The organism is Streptomyces sp. NBC_01451 (assembly GCF_036227485.1).
Lineage (GTDB): Bacteria > Actinomycetota > Actinomycetes > Streptomycetales > Streptomycetaceae > Streptomyces.
Genome location: NZ_CP109479.1, coordinates 9,926,223 through 9,941,710, shown reverse-complemented (window position 1 = coordinate 9,941,710; position 15,488 = coordinate 9,926,223). Strand labels below are relative to the sequence as shown.

The 15,488-nt window shown below is 71.1% G+C and carries 17 protein-coding genes; 5 read left to right on the top strand and 12 right to left on the bottom strand.

Going from position 1 to position 15,488, the window contains the following annotated elements; all coding sequences use genetic code 11:
- Nucleotides 1–571: 571 nt before the first annotated feature.
- From OG595_RS43815 to OG595_RS43790, 6 genes are all read right to left on the bottom strand, one after another.
- Complete coding sequence (locus tag OG595_RS43815; protein WP_329283627.1) at nucleotides 572–1,477, bottom strand: aminoglycoside phosphotransferase family protein; 906 nt, start codon at nucleotides 1,475–1,477, stop codon at nucleotides 572–574.
- A gap of 656 nt (nucleotides 1,478–2,133) precedes the next feature.
- On the bottom strand, nucleotides 2,134–3,027 hold the full coding sequence (locus tag OG595_RS43810) for a universal stress protein (RefSeq protein ID WP_329282269.1): 894 nt from the start codon (nucleotides 3,025–3,027) through the stop codon (nucleotides 2,134–2,136).
- A gap of 375 nt (nucleotides 3,028–3,402) precedes the next feature.
- Nucleotides 3,403–3,861 (bottom strand): hypothetical protein, encoded by a 459-nt coding sequence (locus OG595_RS43805; RefSeq protein ID WP_329282267.1) that lies wholly within the window; start codon nucleotides 3,859–3,861, stop codon nucleotides 3,403–3,405.
- 61 nt (nucleotides 3,862–3,922) lie between these two features.
- Entirely contained in the window at nucleotides 3,923–4,189 is a 267-nt protein-coding gene (locus OG595_RS43800) for a hypothetical protein (protein ID WP_329282265.1), read from the bottom strand.
- A 141-nt stretch (nucleotides 4,190–4,330) separates the two neighbouring features.
- On the bottom strand, nucleotides 4,331–5,227 hold the full coding sequence (locus OG595_RS43795; protein ID WP_329282264.1) for a universal stress protein: 897 nt from the start codon (nucleotides 5,225–5,227) through the stop codon (nucleotides 4,331–4,333).
- Between the two features lie 80 nt (nucleotides 5,228–5,307).
- A complete protein-coding gene (locus OG595_RS43790; protein WP_329282262.1) occupies nucleotides 5,308–5,529 on the bottom strand; it encodes a hypothetical protein in 222 nt (73 codons plus the stop codon).
- 679 nt (nucleotides 5,530–6,208) lie between these two features.
- Between OG595_RS43790 and OG595_RS43785 the strand changes: the two genes are divergently transcribed.
- Nucleotides 6,209–7,051 (top strand): universal stress protein, encoded by an 843-nt coding sequence (locus tag OG595_RS43785; protein WP_329282259.1) that lies wholly within the window; start codon nucleotides 6,209–6,211, stop codon nucleotides 7,049–7,051.
- 3 nt (nucleotides 7,052–7,054) lie between these two features.
- Here the strand turns inward: OG595_RS43785 and OG595_RS43780 are convergent, their stop codons facing one another.
- The 4 genes from OG595_RS43780 to OG595_RS43765 form a co-directional block, all read right to left on the bottom strand.
- Nucleotides 7,055–9,442 (bottom strand): glycoside hydrolase family 65 protein, encoded by a 2,388-nt coding sequence (locus OG595_RS43780; RefSeq protein ID WP_329282257.1) that lies wholly within the window; start codon nucleotides 9,440–9,442, stop codon nucleotides 7,055–7,057.
- Nucleotides 9,439–10,197 carry an HAD family hydrolase gene (locus OG595_RS43775; RefSeq protein ID WP_329282255.1) on the bottom strand — a complete coding sequence of 253 codons (759 nt, stop codon included), beginning with the start codon at nucleotides 10,195–10,197 and terminating at the stop codon, nucleotides 9,439–9,441. Before OG595_RS43775 ends, OG595_RS43780 begins: the two co-directional genes overlap by 4 nt.
- A gap of 41 nt (nucleotides 10,198–10,238) precedes the next feature.
- Nucleotides 10,239–11,117, bottom strand: coding sequence for a universal stress protein (locus OG595_RS43770; RefSeq protein ID WP_329282253.1), 879 nt, complete (start codon nucleotides 11,115–11,117; stop codon nucleotides 10,239–10,241).
- Nucleotides 11,118–11,421: 304 nt separating this feature from the next.
- Nucleotides 11,422–11,616: a hypothetical protein gene (locus OG595_RS43765; protein ID WP_329282251.1), complete on the bottom strand. Its 195-nt coding sequence runs from the start codon at nucleotides 11,614–11,616 to the stop codon at nucleotides 11,422–11,424.
- A gap of 30 nt (nucleotides 11,617–11,646) precedes the next feature.
- Between OG595_RS43765 and OG595_RS43760 the strand changes: the two genes are divergently transcribed.
- The 4 genes from OG595_RS43760 (at nucleotide 11,647) to OG595_RS43745 (ending at nucleotide 13,781) form a co-directional block, all read left to right on the top strand.
- Nucleotides 11,647–11,826: a hypothetical protein gene (locus OG595_RS43760; RefSeq protein WP_329282249.1), complete on the top strand. Its 180-nt coding sequence runs from the start codon at nucleotides 11,647–11,649 to the stop codon at nucleotides 11,824–11,826.
- 309 nt (nucleotides 11,827–12,135) lie between these two features.
- Complete coding sequence (locus OG595_RS43755; protein ID WP_329282247.1) at nucleotides 12,136–12,870, top strand: CBS domain-containing protein; 735 nt, start codon at nucleotides 12,136–12,138, stop codon at nucleotides 12,868–12,870.
- Between the two features lie 52 nt (nucleotides 12,871–12,922).
- Nucleotides 12,923–13,078 (top strand): hypothetical protein, encoded by a 156-nt coding sequence (locus OG595_RS43750; protein ID WP_329282245.1) that lies wholly within the window; start codon nucleotides 12,923–12,925, stop codon nucleotides 13,076–13,078.
- Nucleotides 13,079–13,109: 31 nt separating this feature from the next.
- Nucleotides 13,110–13,781, top strand: coding sequence for a DUF4389 domain-containing protein (locus tag OG595_RS43745; protein ID WP_329282243.1), 672 nt, complete (start codon nucleotides 13,110–13,112; stop codon nucleotides 13,779–13,781).
- Between the two features lie 565 nt (nucleotides 13,782–14,346).
- Here the strand turns inward: OG595_RS43745 and OG595_RS43740 are convergent.
- Nucleotides 14,347–14,538 (bottom strand): hypothetical protein, encoded by a 192-nt coding sequence (locus OG595_RS43740; protein WP_329282242.1) that lies wholly within the window; start codon nucleotides 14,536–14,538, stop codon nucleotides 14,347–14,349.
- Between the two features lie 486 nt (nucleotides 14,539–15,024).
- On the bottom strand, nucleotides 15,025–15,435 hold the full coding sequence (locus tag OG595_RS43735; RefSeq protein ID WP_329282240.1) for an Hsp20/alpha crystallin family protein: 411 nt from the start codon (nucleotides 15,433–15,435) through the stop codon (nucleotides 15,025–15,027).
- Between the last annotated feature and the right edge of the window lie 53 nt (nucleotides 15,436–15,488).

The following is a 15,488-nucleotide window of genomic DNA, read 5'->3' as shown; positions in this document are numbered from 1 at the left end:
TCTCACCCGACACCGCGGACCAGCCGCAGCGGCGTCGATCTGCTCACCGCGGCCGTCGGGGTTGGGGACCAGCGTGCGCCGACCCGGCCTGCCGGCATCACCGCGAGACATTCGAATACTTCCTGCCGGCCGGCACTTCGCCGACCGCGCTGTCGGCGAGCCGACGTACGTACCGGCTGGCACCCGAGCCGACAGCGTCCCGCACGCCGGGCATGCGGCCCGTTTCACGGCCGTCCGCGCCCGCACGGTCACCCCCAACGCACCGTAATCGCCCGTCGCAGGGCCACCCGACCCGGCGATGATTATCGGACCTCCACGAAGAAGGAACGGGACGCTTCCCTCGCGCACTTTGAGAAGCGCAAGGTCTCCATCGGTACCTGTTGAAGGACTCCGGGTCGGCCTGGCTGGAACCGAAGGCAAGCTCCGCCGGATCGATCGGAGGAACGGGCTGCACACGGCCGTGGACCTTGGCATCCTCACCACGCGGCGCGAGCGATGAACCCGCGGAGGTGGATGGTCCGCATGGTCCTCGGCCAAGAGCTGGCGCGGGTTCAAAGAATAGAAGCGTGTATCAGACGCCCTTCAGAACACGATCAAGTGCCGCCCGGCCTACAGGTCCCCAGTTCGGCTTGCCGCCGGGAAGGCCCCGATCTCCGTTCTGCCCCATGAGTATCAGGAAGAGGCATTTCACAGCGGCCAGCCCGCGGGCGCGCCGGATCGCCGCCTCGTCTGCCTGCGCGTACGTGTCGAAGAACCGCGAGGCCACGCCGGCGGGAAGCAGCAGCCAGGCGGCTGCGAGGTCCCACGCCGGATCGCCGGCGAACATGGAATCGAAATCGATCACGCCCGAGAGTGTCCCGTCCGTGACGACGACATTCGCGGGATGGAGGTCACCGTGCAGCCATACCGGTGGCCCCTCCCACTCGGGGGCCGCGACAGCATCGTCCCAGACGGCCCGGACGGCCGGGGTGTCGGCGGTAAAGCCGCCGGGATCAATGGCTTGCAAGAAATTCTCGAAACCGTCCGTGCACTTCTTGGGGTGACCGCCGCGGTCCAGACTGGCCGGCGCCTCAGCGGGTGCCTCCGCATGGAGCGCCCGGAGGAAGCCCGCCAGAGCGTCGGCCGCATGGTTGCCGCGGCTGATCGTGGTGCAGTCGAGTGGCTCGCCGGGAACCCACGTCATGACGGCCCAGGGCCTCGGGAAGCGCGCGGACGGTTCGCCGATCCGCACAGGAGTCGGAACCGGGAGCGGAAGACGCGGGGCCAGGACAGGCAGCCAACGGCACTCCTTCCGCAGGAGGTCCGGTGCCTCTTCCGTGCGCGGCATGCGTACGGCCAACTCATCCCCGACGCGCCACATCTGGTTGCCCCAACCGCCCGCTACCTCCCGGATGGGCAGCCCCGCGAGGTCCGGATGCTGGTCCTTGAGAAGGTCGCGCACCAGCTCCGCGGTGATCTTCATATCGAAGTCGGTCATGCGGAGCCACAGTACGGGAGACAGGCTGCGTCCGGTCTTCACTCCTCCGGCCCGAGCCGTCCCGGCGAGGCCGTCTGATCGAGATCCGGGACAACCTGCTCGATCGGATCGCCGGACGGTCCAGCAGCCTCTGATCGTCCCTCGCGGAACTCGGCAGACGGACAACCCCGGTGAGCTCCGAAGTCAACGGCACAGACACACCGAGTGCCGTGACTGCCTGGAACGGCGGATTCTGCCCGGCCGGTACCACGTCGGCATCGCCCAGGAACATCTGGAGGCGGCCGATCGACACCGCCCCCGTGGCCGCCGATGCCGGCGCCAGACGCGGGTCAGGCACGTGGAAGTCGCCCACGGCGCGCACCGCTCAACGTGGAAGGCCGGCAGCACAGGGAGAGGCGGACAAGCACGTCACGGCGCCCGAGAACACAGCACGCGTAAGGGACTGCACATGAATTTGCCCACTGGGTGGCGCCGACCTTGGGCGATGGAGCCTTTACCCGTGGTGACGCCGCACCGACCCGACACACTCGGCAGGCCGGGGGTGCGGGGGCCGCCGCCGTCTACGAGGCCGACGTCATCGACCCCGACACGCACACCGGTTGGAGCGTGGTCGGCACCGGCTAGCCGTGGCTGGTCACCGATCCGCGCGAACGCCGTCAGTCGTGCGGCACCACCGCGACCGGTGCCACCGCGTGCTGGAGGACCGTGCTGGCCACCGGACCGATGCGCGAGCCGAGCGCGACCGTGCGGTTGCGGCGCCCGACGACGATCATCGAGGCGTCTTGCGAGACGTCCACCAGGTGCGCACCGGCATCGCCGATGACGGCCTCTTCCGTCACCTCTACGCCAGGAAACTTGTCCCGCCAGGGGTGGAGCACTGCGGCCACCGCTGTCTGCCCGTCCTGGGCCGGACCGGCGTCACCTGCGAGAGCGGAGGGGGAGATCACGCCGCCCCAACCGTGGATCACCCGCAGCCTGGTGGCACGCCTGGACGCGGCGTCGAACGCGAATTCCAGGACGTGGTCGTCGGGAGCGCGCAGGTCCAGTCCCAGCACCACATCACGGTACGGGGTGGCCGCGTCGGCCTCCTCGAACGCTTCCGGTCGACCTTCCGGCCCGATGTCCTCCATGGCACGGACCAGGACGACCGGCCGCTCGGCTCGGGCGACCACGGCCAGCGCCACGGAACCGAGCATGGCTCCCGCCACCTTGCCCAGGCCCCGCGATCCGAGGACGAGGACTTCGGCCTCCCCCGCGGCGGCGATCAACGCGTTCACCGGACGGCCGGCGATCTGCTCGGCAGTCACTTGTACACCGGAGTGGCGGTGGGCCAGCCGGGCCTTCGCCTCGGCCAGCAGGCGGGCGGACCGGTCCGTTCCCGGCAGGGGAATCCGCTCGCCCGCGAACGGCACGTACTCGTGGGGCTGTTGTTCCCCCGCGTGCACGACACGGAGGGGAATCCCGTACATCGCGGCCTCACGCGCGGCCCAATCAGCCGCAGCGAGGCTTTCGTTCGAGCCGTCAAGACCAACGGTGATGGTACGGGACATGAGTGGGTCTCCTTCGAAGATGTGGTCCTCCCACTCTTGTGTCCTTCGCGTCTGCGGCACGAGGGACCGAAGGTCCCAAAGAGCCGGCCAGCGGTCCCTGTGGCGGAAGAGTTCTGCGCCTCGACTCACCTGTAGCCCCGGGTTCGCATGGTTGTCGCTCATGGCCGTCATCGGAGTACCGGACGACCCGCTCGCTCCCCCATCCAGGTCGGGCACGATTTCGTACACCTCCGACGGCCAGGCGTGGCGACACGGCGGCCTGGGAGGGCATCGTGCCGTGGTCGGGCCGGCTGGTGAGCCGGTCATGCCCTGGATCCGCGCGGCCGAGCAGCCGGCCGTCGCCCGAACCCGTACAGAGCGGCCTCCAGCGCTGCCTCACCGGCCGGCCCCAGGGACCGAACAGCCGTATACCTCGCCGAAGGGTTCCAGGAGCCGCTCGGCTTGAGCACCTCCGTCACCGGGGCGCCGGGGCAGGGCGTAGCCGTACGGTACGCGTCCGAGGCGGAGGATCACCCGCGGGAACTCTCCCGCGCGCAGTGTCCGGCGCACGTGCGCCCGTAGCTCCGGACGTTCGAGGGGCTGGGTGTGGAACGCCGCCATCACCCCGTGGGTAGCCGCGTACAGCAGGATCCGCTCCAGAGCCTTGCCTGCTCGGAGCCAGTCCGACCGGCCGTCGCGCTCCGTGCTCAGCACAACGAACAGGCCCGTCCGCGCCGACCAACGCCGTGGTGACGACAGGAACATCCGGGCGAGGTCGGAACAGTCCCGTACGGCGCACGATGTGCTGTCCGAATGCGTGCTGTCGGCGGGAACCGCGTCGGCGCGCTGCTGCACGAGCCGCCCGGTCCAGCGGCCCCGTTCGGCGGCGCACCCCGGATCGGACGGTTGGGCGTCCTCACCGGCCCGGACCAGCTCGCGAGGTGACGTCGGCCCGCGCGATCGTCGACTCAGTGCGGGGCGGCGCCTCAGCTGACAACAATTTCGCGGCCGTGCGGGTCCGTGTGCGTGAGCCGACGGTGACGTCCGCGTGCAGTTCCAGGCCTCTGTCCCCGGCCTCGGCGACGAAGGTCCACGGTTGGGTGTTGTACAGCGAGGGCGCGGTGACGGCGGCGCGGACGAGATGGACGGACGCGTGGCCGAGGGACGTGGACAGGACGGGCATGACGGGTGCCGCCCTTCTCTGGCTTCCTGCTCTCAGGCTCGTTCTCTCGGACGGAACAACGCATGGGCCGCAGGTCCCTCACCAGGGCCGGACGGCCCCCGCCACCCGCAAGGGCTCTCACCAGGGCCGCGAAATGCGCCGTCAGTCGTGGGGCACCAGGACGATCGGGCGGTCGACGTGGTGGATCAAGGCGTTGGCGACGTGGCCGGTGTGCGAGCCGACCGCGGCACGCCGCCTGCGGCGGCCCACCACCAGCAGGCCCGCCCCGTTGGCGGCCCGCACGAGGACATGGGCCGGGCGCCCTTCGTAGAGGGTCTCGCGGACGAGTACGGAAGGGTACTTCTCGCGCCATGGCTGGAGCAGCGCCGCGAGTTCCCGTTCCGCCTCGCCCCGCATTCGGGCGTGTTCCTCGTCCCCCGGGATGCCGTGGCCGAGCGGCACATGCCAGGCGTGGACGGCCCGCAGCGGTGCGTCGCGCAGATCGGCGGCGTGGAACGCGAACTCCAGTACGTCGTCGCGCGATCCGTCGGTGTCGACGGCGACCGCGACGTCACGGTGCGGCTCACGGACGGACGGCTTTCCGGCGGAGTCCGGCAGGTGCTCGTCCGCCGCGGTGAAGCCGGCCCGTACGAGGACGAGGGGTTGCTCGACGTGGGTCATGGTGGCCAGCGCGACGGAACCCAGGAGGAATCCGCCTGCGCCGCTGGGCTCCTGGCTCCCGATGACAAGGAGTTCGGCGTTCTCCGCCTCGGCAAGCAGAGCGGCGCCGGGCTGCCTGGGCACCTGCTCGGCGGCGACGTACAGCCGCGGGTACCGCTCGTGCAGGAGTTCCAGTGTGGTGCGCAGCACCCGGCGTGGGTGGTACTGCGGTGCCCGCGGTTCGGGCAGGGTCGCCTCGGTCCCCTCTTCCGGCAGGCCCTCCCAGGCGTGCACCAGACGGAGCGGGAGCCTTCGGCGCAGGGCTTCCCTGGCCGCCCAGTCGGCCGCGGCGATGCTCTCGCGCGAGCCGTCCAGGCCGGCCACAACCGGCCTCGTCATGACCGTCACCTCATCTCGTTTGCCGTGTGTTGTCGCTGGTCTCGGCGGTGTCCGTGCGGTGGTGCCGCAGGGCTCCGCTGTCATCCGTCGGGTACGCCGGCCACCGGGCGGCCGACGTGGTGGATCACCGCGTGGGTGACAGGTCCGGTACGCGGGCCCACCGGCCGCTCCGTCAGACGGTGCCCGACGACAAGGAGACTCGCCCCGGATGCCGCCCGGAAGTGCGCGTCGGTCGCTCCGCCCTTGACTACCTGCTCCAGAACATCCACGTCGGAGTACTTGTCGCGCCACACCTGAAGCACTGCGGAAGGCGAACTCGATGACCGCGTCGCACGAGTCCGAGACGTCGACGCCGAGCACCACGTCCCGGTGGCCGGTCCGCGTGGACGCGATCCCGTCGGGCGCGGCAAGGTGTTCGCCCGTCGCTCCTTCCCCGGCCCGTACGAGGGCGACGGGACACGTGGCTTCGGCGACTCCGCCCAAGGCGACCGATCCGACGGGGAGGCCGGTGAAACCGCTGAGTTCGCGTGATCCCCGCGCCAGCAGGTCGGCCTCTTCCGCGGCCACCGGCATCGCCGGGGTCGTCGGGTCCTCGGCCTGCTCGTCGCAGAGGCGGACATCGCGAGGCGGACTTCGGGGCACACAGCGCGGCCTCGCGAGCCGCCCTCCCCCACTGCCCGGAAGGCATGGAAAGTACCCCCACGGCGGCGGCCAGGCTCTCCGGCCGATCCGTCGACTCCTAGGAAAACTGACAACAACATCACGCGCGTCTCCTGGGCGCTTCCGCTCCGTAGTACCAACGTCACGCCATGGCACTCGCACGGTGAGGGGCCGCCGGGTCCTCGCCGAGGGCCGTTCGGCCCAAGCCCGGGTGCAGAATGCCGCGCCACAGTGAGGAGGGGAGAGAGCCGCCGGCGCGCGCTCGGGGCCGCCGTGCTCATGAGCCGACCGACGGCCCATGCCCTCTGGAGACGATCCGTCATGGAGCGAGTGGTCGTGGCCGGTGTCGACCGGTCGGCACGCAGTCGCATCGCGGCCGACTGGGCGGCGCACGAGGCGCTGTCGCACGGGCTGCCCCTGCGGGTGGTCCATGTAACACCCTTGCACGGTCTGGACGCGCCGGAGCTGTGGCCGTACCGGCCGGAAGGCGTGGCCACGCGCGTGGCGGCCGAACTCGTGGCCGCTCACCCGGCGTTGCGCGTCGAGAGTGTGCGGCTCGCGGGGGCGGCGGCGCCCGCGCTGCGGTTCCAGAGCCGGGACGCGGAGATGATCGTCCTGGGTGCGCGTGGCGAAGGGGGCCGCGCGGGCCTGTCGCTGGGATCGACGGCACTGTCCGTCGCCGGGGGCGCGGTCTGCCCGGTCGTCCTGGTGCCGAGCGGACTCGCCGGTACGGGCCGGGGACGCCGGCCCGACAAAGTGACGCTCGCCGTCGACGCCCGCGACCCGGCCGACGGCGCCATCGGCTTCGCCTTCGACACGGCACGCACGCGCGGACTGCGACTGCACGTACTGCACGCCGGACCACCCCCCGCCGGAGAGACCGGCCCCACCCCGTGTTCACACTCTGTACCGGCGGTCTTCGCGGCCCGGGCGGACCGGGAGATGACACTGCTGTCCGAGGCGTTGCGGCCCTGGCGCGACAAGTACCCGCACGTGCGTGTCCTGGAGGACGTCGTCCTCTTCGATCCCGCCGAGGCGCTCGTCCGGACCTCGGGGAACGCCGAGCTGCTGGTGGTGGGGCGGGGGACCGGCAGCGGGCTCGGTTCCGTCGCGTACACCGTCGCGCAGCGCAGCAGGTGCACCCTCGCCGTAGTCCCGGCGTGAGGGTCAGTCCGGAAGCACCAGTCGGCATGTCTCTCCGGGCTGGACGGACACCGCGCGGTCCGGCAGCCGGACATCGATCGGGTCCCGGTCGGACGACGGCACCGCGATCTCCAGCCGCTCCCGTTCCAGCCGCAGCCGCACTCCCCAGTGGCCCTGGTAACGGACGGCGAACCCGTACGAGGACAGTTCGGGCAGCGGCACGGGGTCGAGCCACAGGGCCCCGCCGCGGGTCTCCAGGCCGGTCAGTCCGCGTTGGACCAGATCAAGGGTGCCGGCCATGGCGCCCAGATGGATGCCCTCACCCGTGGTGCCGCCCTGCAGGTCGGCGATGTCGCCCCGCAGGGCCTCCTGGCAGAAGACCCAGGCCTCGGCCCGCCGGGCCCGGGCCAGAACCCAGCCGTGGACCAGACCGCTGAGCGTCGAACCGTGGCTGGTCCGGTCCAGGTAGTGGTCGACGGTGCGCCGCCACGTGTCCTCGTCGAGCCGGTACCCCAAGCGGCCGAAAAGCGCCCGCAGTTCGGCCGGCGCGAAGAGGTAGCCGAGCATCAGCACGTCGGCCTGCTTGGACGCCCGGTAGCGGTTGACGGTGTCGCCCTCAGCCTCCAGGATCCGATCCAGGCGCCGGATGTCGTCGTACCGCTTCCGGTACCCCTCCCAGTCCAGTTCGGCCAGGTCGCCATAGCCCTCGAACTGGCTGATCACCCCGTCGTGGAAGGGCACGTGGAGGGTGCGGGAGACGTCCTCCCACTGTTCGAGCTCGCCGCCGTCGAGGCCGGTGCGCTCCAGGAGTTCACGGCGGCGGGGTTCGGGCAGGCCGCGCAGAACCTCCAGTGTGCGGGCGAGCACCCAGGCGGCGGTGACATTGGTGTACGCGTTGTCGTCGAGGCCGGGCTCGTCCGTGTCCGGGTAGGCGTCGTGGTATTCGTCGGGGCCGACCACGCCGCGGATGCGGTGGCGCCCGAGGGACTCGTCGTAGGTGGCCGAGTCCGCCCAGAAGCGGGCGATCTGCAGCATCATCTCGGCGCCCTTGGTGTGTAGGAACTCGGTGTCACCGCTCGCCTCGCAGTACTGCCACACGTTGTAGGCGACCGCCGAACCGACATGGTGCTGGAGCCGCGAGCGGTCCGGCAGCCAGCGCCCCGAGCGCGGGTTGAGATGCAGTTCCTGTGTTTCCTCCCGACCGTCGCTGCCGCTCTGCCACGGATACATGGCCCCCCGCAGGCCGGCCGCCCGCGCCCCGGCAAGGGCCTCGTCCAGACGCCGGTGACGGTAGGTGAGCAACGCGCGGGACACCTCCGGGAAGTGCAGGTTGAGGTAGGGCAGCACGAACAGCTCGTCCCAGAAGACGTGCCCCCGGTACGCCTCACCGTGAAGTCCTCGGGCGGGCACACCCACGTCGAGGTCGGCGGTGTGCGGGGAGAGGGTCTGCAACACGTGGAAGAGGTGCAGCCGCAGGATGCGTCCGGCCTCCCCGGGGACGTCGAGGTCGGCCCGGCGCCACAGCTGGTCCCAGGCTGTGAGATGCCCCTCCAGCAGTTCGTCGAAGCCGGGGGCCGAGGCCACCCGGGAGACAGCCGCCGCCAGCGGGTCGCTGATCGCGGGGTCACGGGAGGTATGCAGGGCGACGGTCTTGTCGACGGCGACCGTGAGGTCCGGGGTCAGGTGCAGGAGTACCCGCTGGACCGCACGGGTCGCGTGGGGCGGGTCCGAGACCGGCCTGCCCGTGGTCAGGCGGGCCGCCATGCCGATCCGGATGTCCGAGGTACGGGTCCGGCAGCGCAGCCACACCGTGTCGGGCCCGGCGCTGCCGGTGTGCACATGGGTCAGATGGCGGCCGTCCAGCCCCCGGTAGCGCGCCACCCCGGCATTGGTGACGCCGCCGTCGAGCGCCGCCTCGACCTCCAGCTCGCCGACGAAGCCCTCGGCCGTGAACTCGGTGCGCAGGACGGCCAGGTGAGGGTCGGCCATGTGCACGAACCGCTGCTGCCGCACCAGCAGTGCCCGCCCCTCACCGAGCGCGTACCGCGTCCGGCGCTCCAGCAGTCCGGAGGCCAGGTGCAGCACCTGTCGGTGGTCGAGCACCGTCGCTGTGTCAGGGGTGAGCCACTCCCCGCCGGACGGGCGGAAGCGCAGCGGCAGCCAGTTCGGCAGGTTGACCATGTCCTCGTTCTCGACCCGCCGTCCCGCGACCTCCGAGGTGAGCCGGTTGTAGCAGCCGGCCGCATAGGTGCCCGGGTAGTGCACGTCGTCGGCCACACATTCGGGCAGCGCCCCGCGGGTCGCGAAGTAGCCGTTGCCCAGCGCGCACAGGGATTCCCTGAGTCGCTCGTCCGCAGGTTCGTAACCGTCGTACTCCCAGCGCCAGCCCGTTGCCGCCGTCTCTTCCGTCACCGCGGTGTCCCTCCCACGAGCAGCTCCCCCAGGTCTCGTACGACGATGTCGGCGCCGTGCCGCCGCAGTCTCTCCCCGGTGTCCGGGCCGGCGGCCCGGTCCACGCCGACGACGACGCCGAACGCACCGCGACGGCCCGCCTCCACACCCGCCAGCGCGTCCTCGACGACGGCGGCGCGGTCGGCGGGGACGCCGAGCCGTCGCACCGCCTCCAGGAAGAGGTCGGGTTCCGGCTTGCCCGCCAGCCCCAGCCGGGCCGCTTCGCCACCGTCGACCAGCCCGTCGAAGAGGTCCATCACTCCGGCCCTGGTGAGGAGTTCACCCGCGTGCCGGGACGCCGAGGCCGCGGCCACGGGTATCCCCGCCCGGCGCAGGGCACGCACCAGCCGTACCGTCCCCGGATAGGCGTCCACGCCGTGCTGTACCAGCCGCTCGGTGAAAAGCAGTTCCTTGTCGGCGGCGACGGCACGCACCGTTTCGGCCGAGGTGTCGAGGCCGCGCGAGGCGAGGAAGGCGGCGGCTCCGTCCAACCGGGACTTGCCGTCCACGTACCGCAGATAGTCCTCGCTCACGTCGAACGGGCGCCGCGCACCGGGGTCTTCGGGCGGATGCTCGCGCAAGAAGGCGTCGAAGGCGGTCCGCCACGCGGCGGCGTGCACCCTGGCCGAGTCGGTGATCACCCCGTCGGTGTCGAGGACGACAGCCCGGACGTCCCGAAGCGCGGGAACGAGTTCGGTACGGGACCGCACGGTCACGAGCACTCCTTTCCCAGGTGAACGGGTAGCGCGAGCCGACCTCACACCTGTTGGGGCACGACCGCCACCGGGCAGTCGGCGTGGTGCAGCAGCGCATGGCCCACCAGGCCGAGCTGGAGGCCGAGGTGTCCCTGCCTGCGCCGCGCCCCGATGATCACGAGATCGGCGGCGGCCGACCGGCTCAGGAGCACCTTGCGGGCCGGTCCCTCGACCGTCGCGCGGCGCACCCGGACACCCGGATGGTCGGCCATCGCGTCGTGGAGCACCGCGTCGAGCAGGGCGGAGGCCCGCTCCTCGTGGTGACGCGCCAGGTCCTCGACCACGGCCTGAGGACTCTCGGAGATCTCGTACGCGGGGCAGCGCCAGGCGCGTACGACGTCGAGGGTGCACGCGCGTGTTTCGGCCTCTCGGAAGGCGAAGCGCACGGCCTCGGCGCTCGTGGCCGGGTCCCCGGCGCCGAGCAGGATCCGCTCGTGGCTCGCGGCCAGGGCGACCTTGTCACCGCGGACCACGATCACCGGGCAGTGCGCGCGGGCCGCCACGGCCAGGCCTACCGATCCCAGGAGCATCCCCTTCAGCTCACCGCGGCCACGCGATCCCGTGACCAGGGCGGAGGCGTTGTTGCCTTCACGCAGAAGGGCGTCGACGGGTTCCTCCGTGAGGATCACGGTGGACACCTTCACCTCCGGGTTGCGCCGTGCGGCACGCTCCGCCGCCGAGGCGACGACGTGTTCCGCCAGCACCCTTTCGGATGGCTGTTCGACACCGTGCCAGGGCGGGGGGCCCTCGTAGCGCTCCCAGAGAGAAGCGTGCACCAGCCGCAGCGGAACACCACGTCGGGCCGCCTCGTCCACCGCCCAGTCGACCGCCGGAAGACTCGCTTCCGATCCGTCGACACCTACGACCAGAGGAAGCTGCATTTCTCCCAACCGCCTTCCGTCAGAGTGCCCAGTGGTGAGGCACGGGGCTCCACCTTCACCGTCTCACCGCCAGCCGGGCTGTACGAGGGGCTGTTCGGTCCCTGTCGGGGACATTCGGCCCATGCCGTTGTGCGTCCACCGGGGCCGAGGGCGATCACACAGCCCGAAGCAGGGGGAGACATCACAGCCATGAAAGAGACGACATTCTCCCGCACCGGATCGTGGTCATCGGGATCGGACCCTGGTTCCGGCGCCGCCACGGCGTGGGCCGGGCCCTGATCGAACGCACCCGGGAATACGCCCCTCACCTCCGACCGGTACCACTCCGGAGACCTGCGACGGCGACCCGGTCGGCTGCTCCCTCCCGGAGGGCGCCGGTCCTGCCGTCCTCGACGCCGGACGCGCCGAGCCACCACAACCCGGCCGGGTCCACCAGCTCGCCCTGGACGGCACGCCGCTCGCACGGACAGGTCGACGGCACCGGCATGAGGACGGGCACCGCCGACTCCGGCGGCGTAGGCCGCGAGGTGTGCCTCACCTGCACGCCCACGGCAGACATGGGCACACGTACGTCATCGTCCATGTCGGCTTCGCCCTCACCGTGGCCGACGAGGCCGAGCCGCGCGCACGCTCGACGTACACAGGCCACGCAAACCGGATGACGGGCATGATCGGCGAGCCCCTGTCCGTGCGGACCGACGCGAGGTGAGGGGCCGTTCGGCCCGATGCCGTACCCGCTCAGCCCATGTGTCCCCGGCCCCCCGCGGCGGACGCTGAAGCTGAGAACCGTAAGGGGGCGTGATGGCAGACACCCATGAAAGACCGGCGCACGCCCTGTCGGCGGACCGCACGACGATCCGCCCGGCGTCATGAGAGCGCACTGGCCGGGGCTCCGGCACAAGGGCCGACAGCACGCCCGCCAACCACGCCAGGCATCCCGGGGCGGCTCGTGCCGTGTCGCCCCGACAACCCGTATCTGCGCCGACCGCGGGTCCCGACCGCACAGGAGGAATCAGTCATGAAGGCCACCAAAGTCGGTGCCGTCATGGTCAGCCACGTCGTCACGGCGGACTACGGCACATCGTTCAAGGAAGTGGTGCGAAGGCTGGACCAACACCGCGTCAGTGGGCTCCCGGTGACCGACGAGGACGACAAGGTCATCGGCGTGATCTCCGAGACCGACCTCATGCTGAAGCAGTCCCGGCCGGACCCGAACGCCCGCCCGGGCACCTGGGCGTGGCTGCGCCGTCTGAGCCCCGGCGTCCGGCGGGCCACGGCCAAGAGCCGTGCGCGCACGGCCGGCGGAGCGATGTCGACGCCCGCCATCACCGTGTACGCCGACGCCACGCTCCCCGAGGCCGCCCGGCTCATGGCCGAGCATCGCATCGAGCGGCTGCCCGTGGTGGACGAGGAGGAGCGGCTGGTCGGCATCGTCACCCGCCGCGACCTGCTCCAGGTCTTCGTGCGAGCCGACGAGGAGATCCGGCGGGACGTGGAACTGGGGATCTTCGTGAAAACGCTGTGGCTGGCCCCGCACACCGTCGAGGCCGACGTGCGGGACGGCATCGTCACCCTCACCGGCCAGCTGGAGCGGCGCAGCGACATACCCGTGGCGCTGGACCTGACGCGACGGACGGACGGCGTCGTGGACGTCGTCGACCACTTGTCGTACCGGTTCGACGACGACAGGCGTCTTCAGCCGGCCGGACAGGCCCCGCACGGCGTGGCCGACGACTGGCTGCGCAGGCTCTGACCGGCTGCGCCCCGCGCCGGAACCGCGGACGGGCGGACGAGAGAAGCCAGCAATGATCCCGCTTCTGCTGATCGGCGCGGCCGTAGTGGGCGCCTGCGTGGTGCTCGACTACAGCTCGTTCGTCGTCGGCCCCGGTGAACAGGAGGCCTTCATCCAGGAACGGCACCACATCGGCAAGCACGACGATCACCGGGAATACCGGCACTGATCGCCTCTCACTCCCGAAGGGATCAGCCCCCATGAGCACGAAAAGCATGTCTCCGGTCCGGCTGACAGCGGATCTCGATCCGCGGTTGTCCCGCTGGCTGTGGCTGGTGAAGTGGCTGCTCGCGATCCCCCACTACGTCATCCTGCTGTTCCTGTGGGTGGCGTTCGTGGGGGTGAGCGTGGCGGCGTTCTTCGCGATTGCCTTCACCGGCCGCTATCCACGCGCCCTCTTCGACTTCAACACCGGTGTACTGCGGTGGAGTTGGCGAGTGGCGTACTACGCGTACGGTGCTCTGGGCACCGACCGCTACCCGCCCTTCACGCTCGCCGACGTACCCGACTACCCGACGCACTTCGACGTGTCGTACCCCAAGGAGCTCTCCCGCGGCCTCGTGTGGGTGAAGTGGTGGCTGCTCGCCCTCCCCCACTACATCGTGCTCGGCTTCCTGCTCGGCGGGGTCCGCCTGCCGTGGGCCGAGGGCGGGTTGATCACCGTACTCACGCTGTTCGCCGGGGTCTCCCTGGCGTTCACCGGACGCTACCCGCGCGGCGTCTTCGATCTGGTGATGGGGCTCAACCGCTGGGTGCTGCGCGTGGCCGCCTACTCGGCCCTGCTCACCGACGTGTATCCGCCCTTCCGGCTCGACCAGGGCGGCCACGAAGGGCCCGTCATGAGCACCGATGCCGGTGGATCACCGTCGTAGCGAACGCTTGGCCCGCATGGCTGTGCTGAACCGCCGTCAGGTAGGCACTGTCGTGACCGAAGTCGCCGCCGGTCCGGAACATCGTGGTGGGCGTCGACGGATCCGAGGCGTCCAGGGACGCACTGCGCCGGGCCACCGGGCCGGCCCATGCCCTGCTTGCCCGCTCTGCTCGCCGAGGTCGTCGCGGTGCACGCCTGGGAACCGGCCGGGCCCGGCCTCACCCCCTCTACCCTCCCGCATCTGCGCGGCCGACGGCCGCCCGAGAGCGGGACGGGGCGGCTGCTCGCCGGGACGCTGCGCGACGTCTTCGACGCACGGATCGACAGCGCCGCACACGCCCTCGTCAAGGAGGGCCCGCCCTCGCGAGTGCTGCTGGGCGGCGGCGCCGAGGCCTCCATGCTCGTACTGGGTCGTACCGCGCACGGACAGGGTGAGCGCCCCGCGATCGGCCCGGTCGGCCGTGAGTGTCCGAGGCACGCGACAGTCCTTGTGGCCGCGGTGCCCGACGTCGATCCGGTAGGGCCTGCACGATCTCCGTCCGGCGGTTCCCCGTCGCCGAATCCCTTCACCTGTGGACGGGGGGCCGGTGCGCGACGGGCTCGGGCAAGTACGGCGTCGACGGCTTGTGCACACGACGGCTCAGTAGGCGGACGGCCAGCGCGTCGAAGGCTACGGTCAGGATGAGAGTCACGCCCATGGCCGCGACGAGCAGGACGGCGAACCGCTCCCAGAACTCCGGTGTCAGACTCGTACCCACTGTTCTCGCTCCCCTTCGGGTCGGAGTCGTACTCCTCAGCGCCAGCCACCTCCGACGTCGGCCGTGGCGCATGAGCCGACCGGGCCGAGCGGGGGTGCTGAACGGCTCTTGAACAAATGGTGCGGAGTGGCACCGGGGCCGTCCGGCCCACAGCTGGGGCCTGTCGCCTCATGGCCGCACCACCGACCACGGAGGAGGCTGTGTGTCCCAGGGAGCCGGCGCGACCGGCAGAACTGCGGAGCACCGTCCAGGAGGCGACGACCATGAAGCGGATACAGGTGACCAGGCGCCCCCGGACACCGCGGGAACCCGCGCCCCCCGACCTCAGGACGCCTTCCGGACGACCCCTCCCCTACTGAGACGCGGCCCCTGTCCCACCCTTGCCAGACGAGCACGTGATCGCCCGAGCGCGGTACGACGGCGGGCGGTGAACGTGAAGGTGCGCGGCCGGCCGGGGTGCACCGGCCGCGCACGGGGTGCGGCAGTTCAGCCGTGCCGCACCGGGATGGTCCTGGTCCCTGCCTTCTCCTCCGGGACCGGGACCGTGATGGTCAGGACGCCGTCCTTGTACTCGGCGGTCGCCTCGTCCCCTTTCGCGCCCGCGGGCAGCCGGACGGAGCGGGCGAAGGTGCCGTAGCGGAATTCCGTACGGTGCTTCTCCTCGGTCTCCTCACCACGCTCGGCGCGCAGCGTCAGCACACCCTCATCGACGGTGATCTCGACGTCCTTGGCGGGGTCGATGCCCGGAAGCTCGGCCCGCAGCACGTAAGTCCCCTCCGCCAGGTGTTCCTCGACGCGTATGCCGTGCAGCCCCGGGACCGTGTGCGCACCCGGGAGCCAGCCCAACAGATCGGGCAACGTCGGCCAGTCCGGCAGCCGTTCGATCACGCCAGTCATGTCGCCCTCCTCCGCTTTGTTGCTTTCTCGCCTCCAGCGTGCCGCGCGGCGGC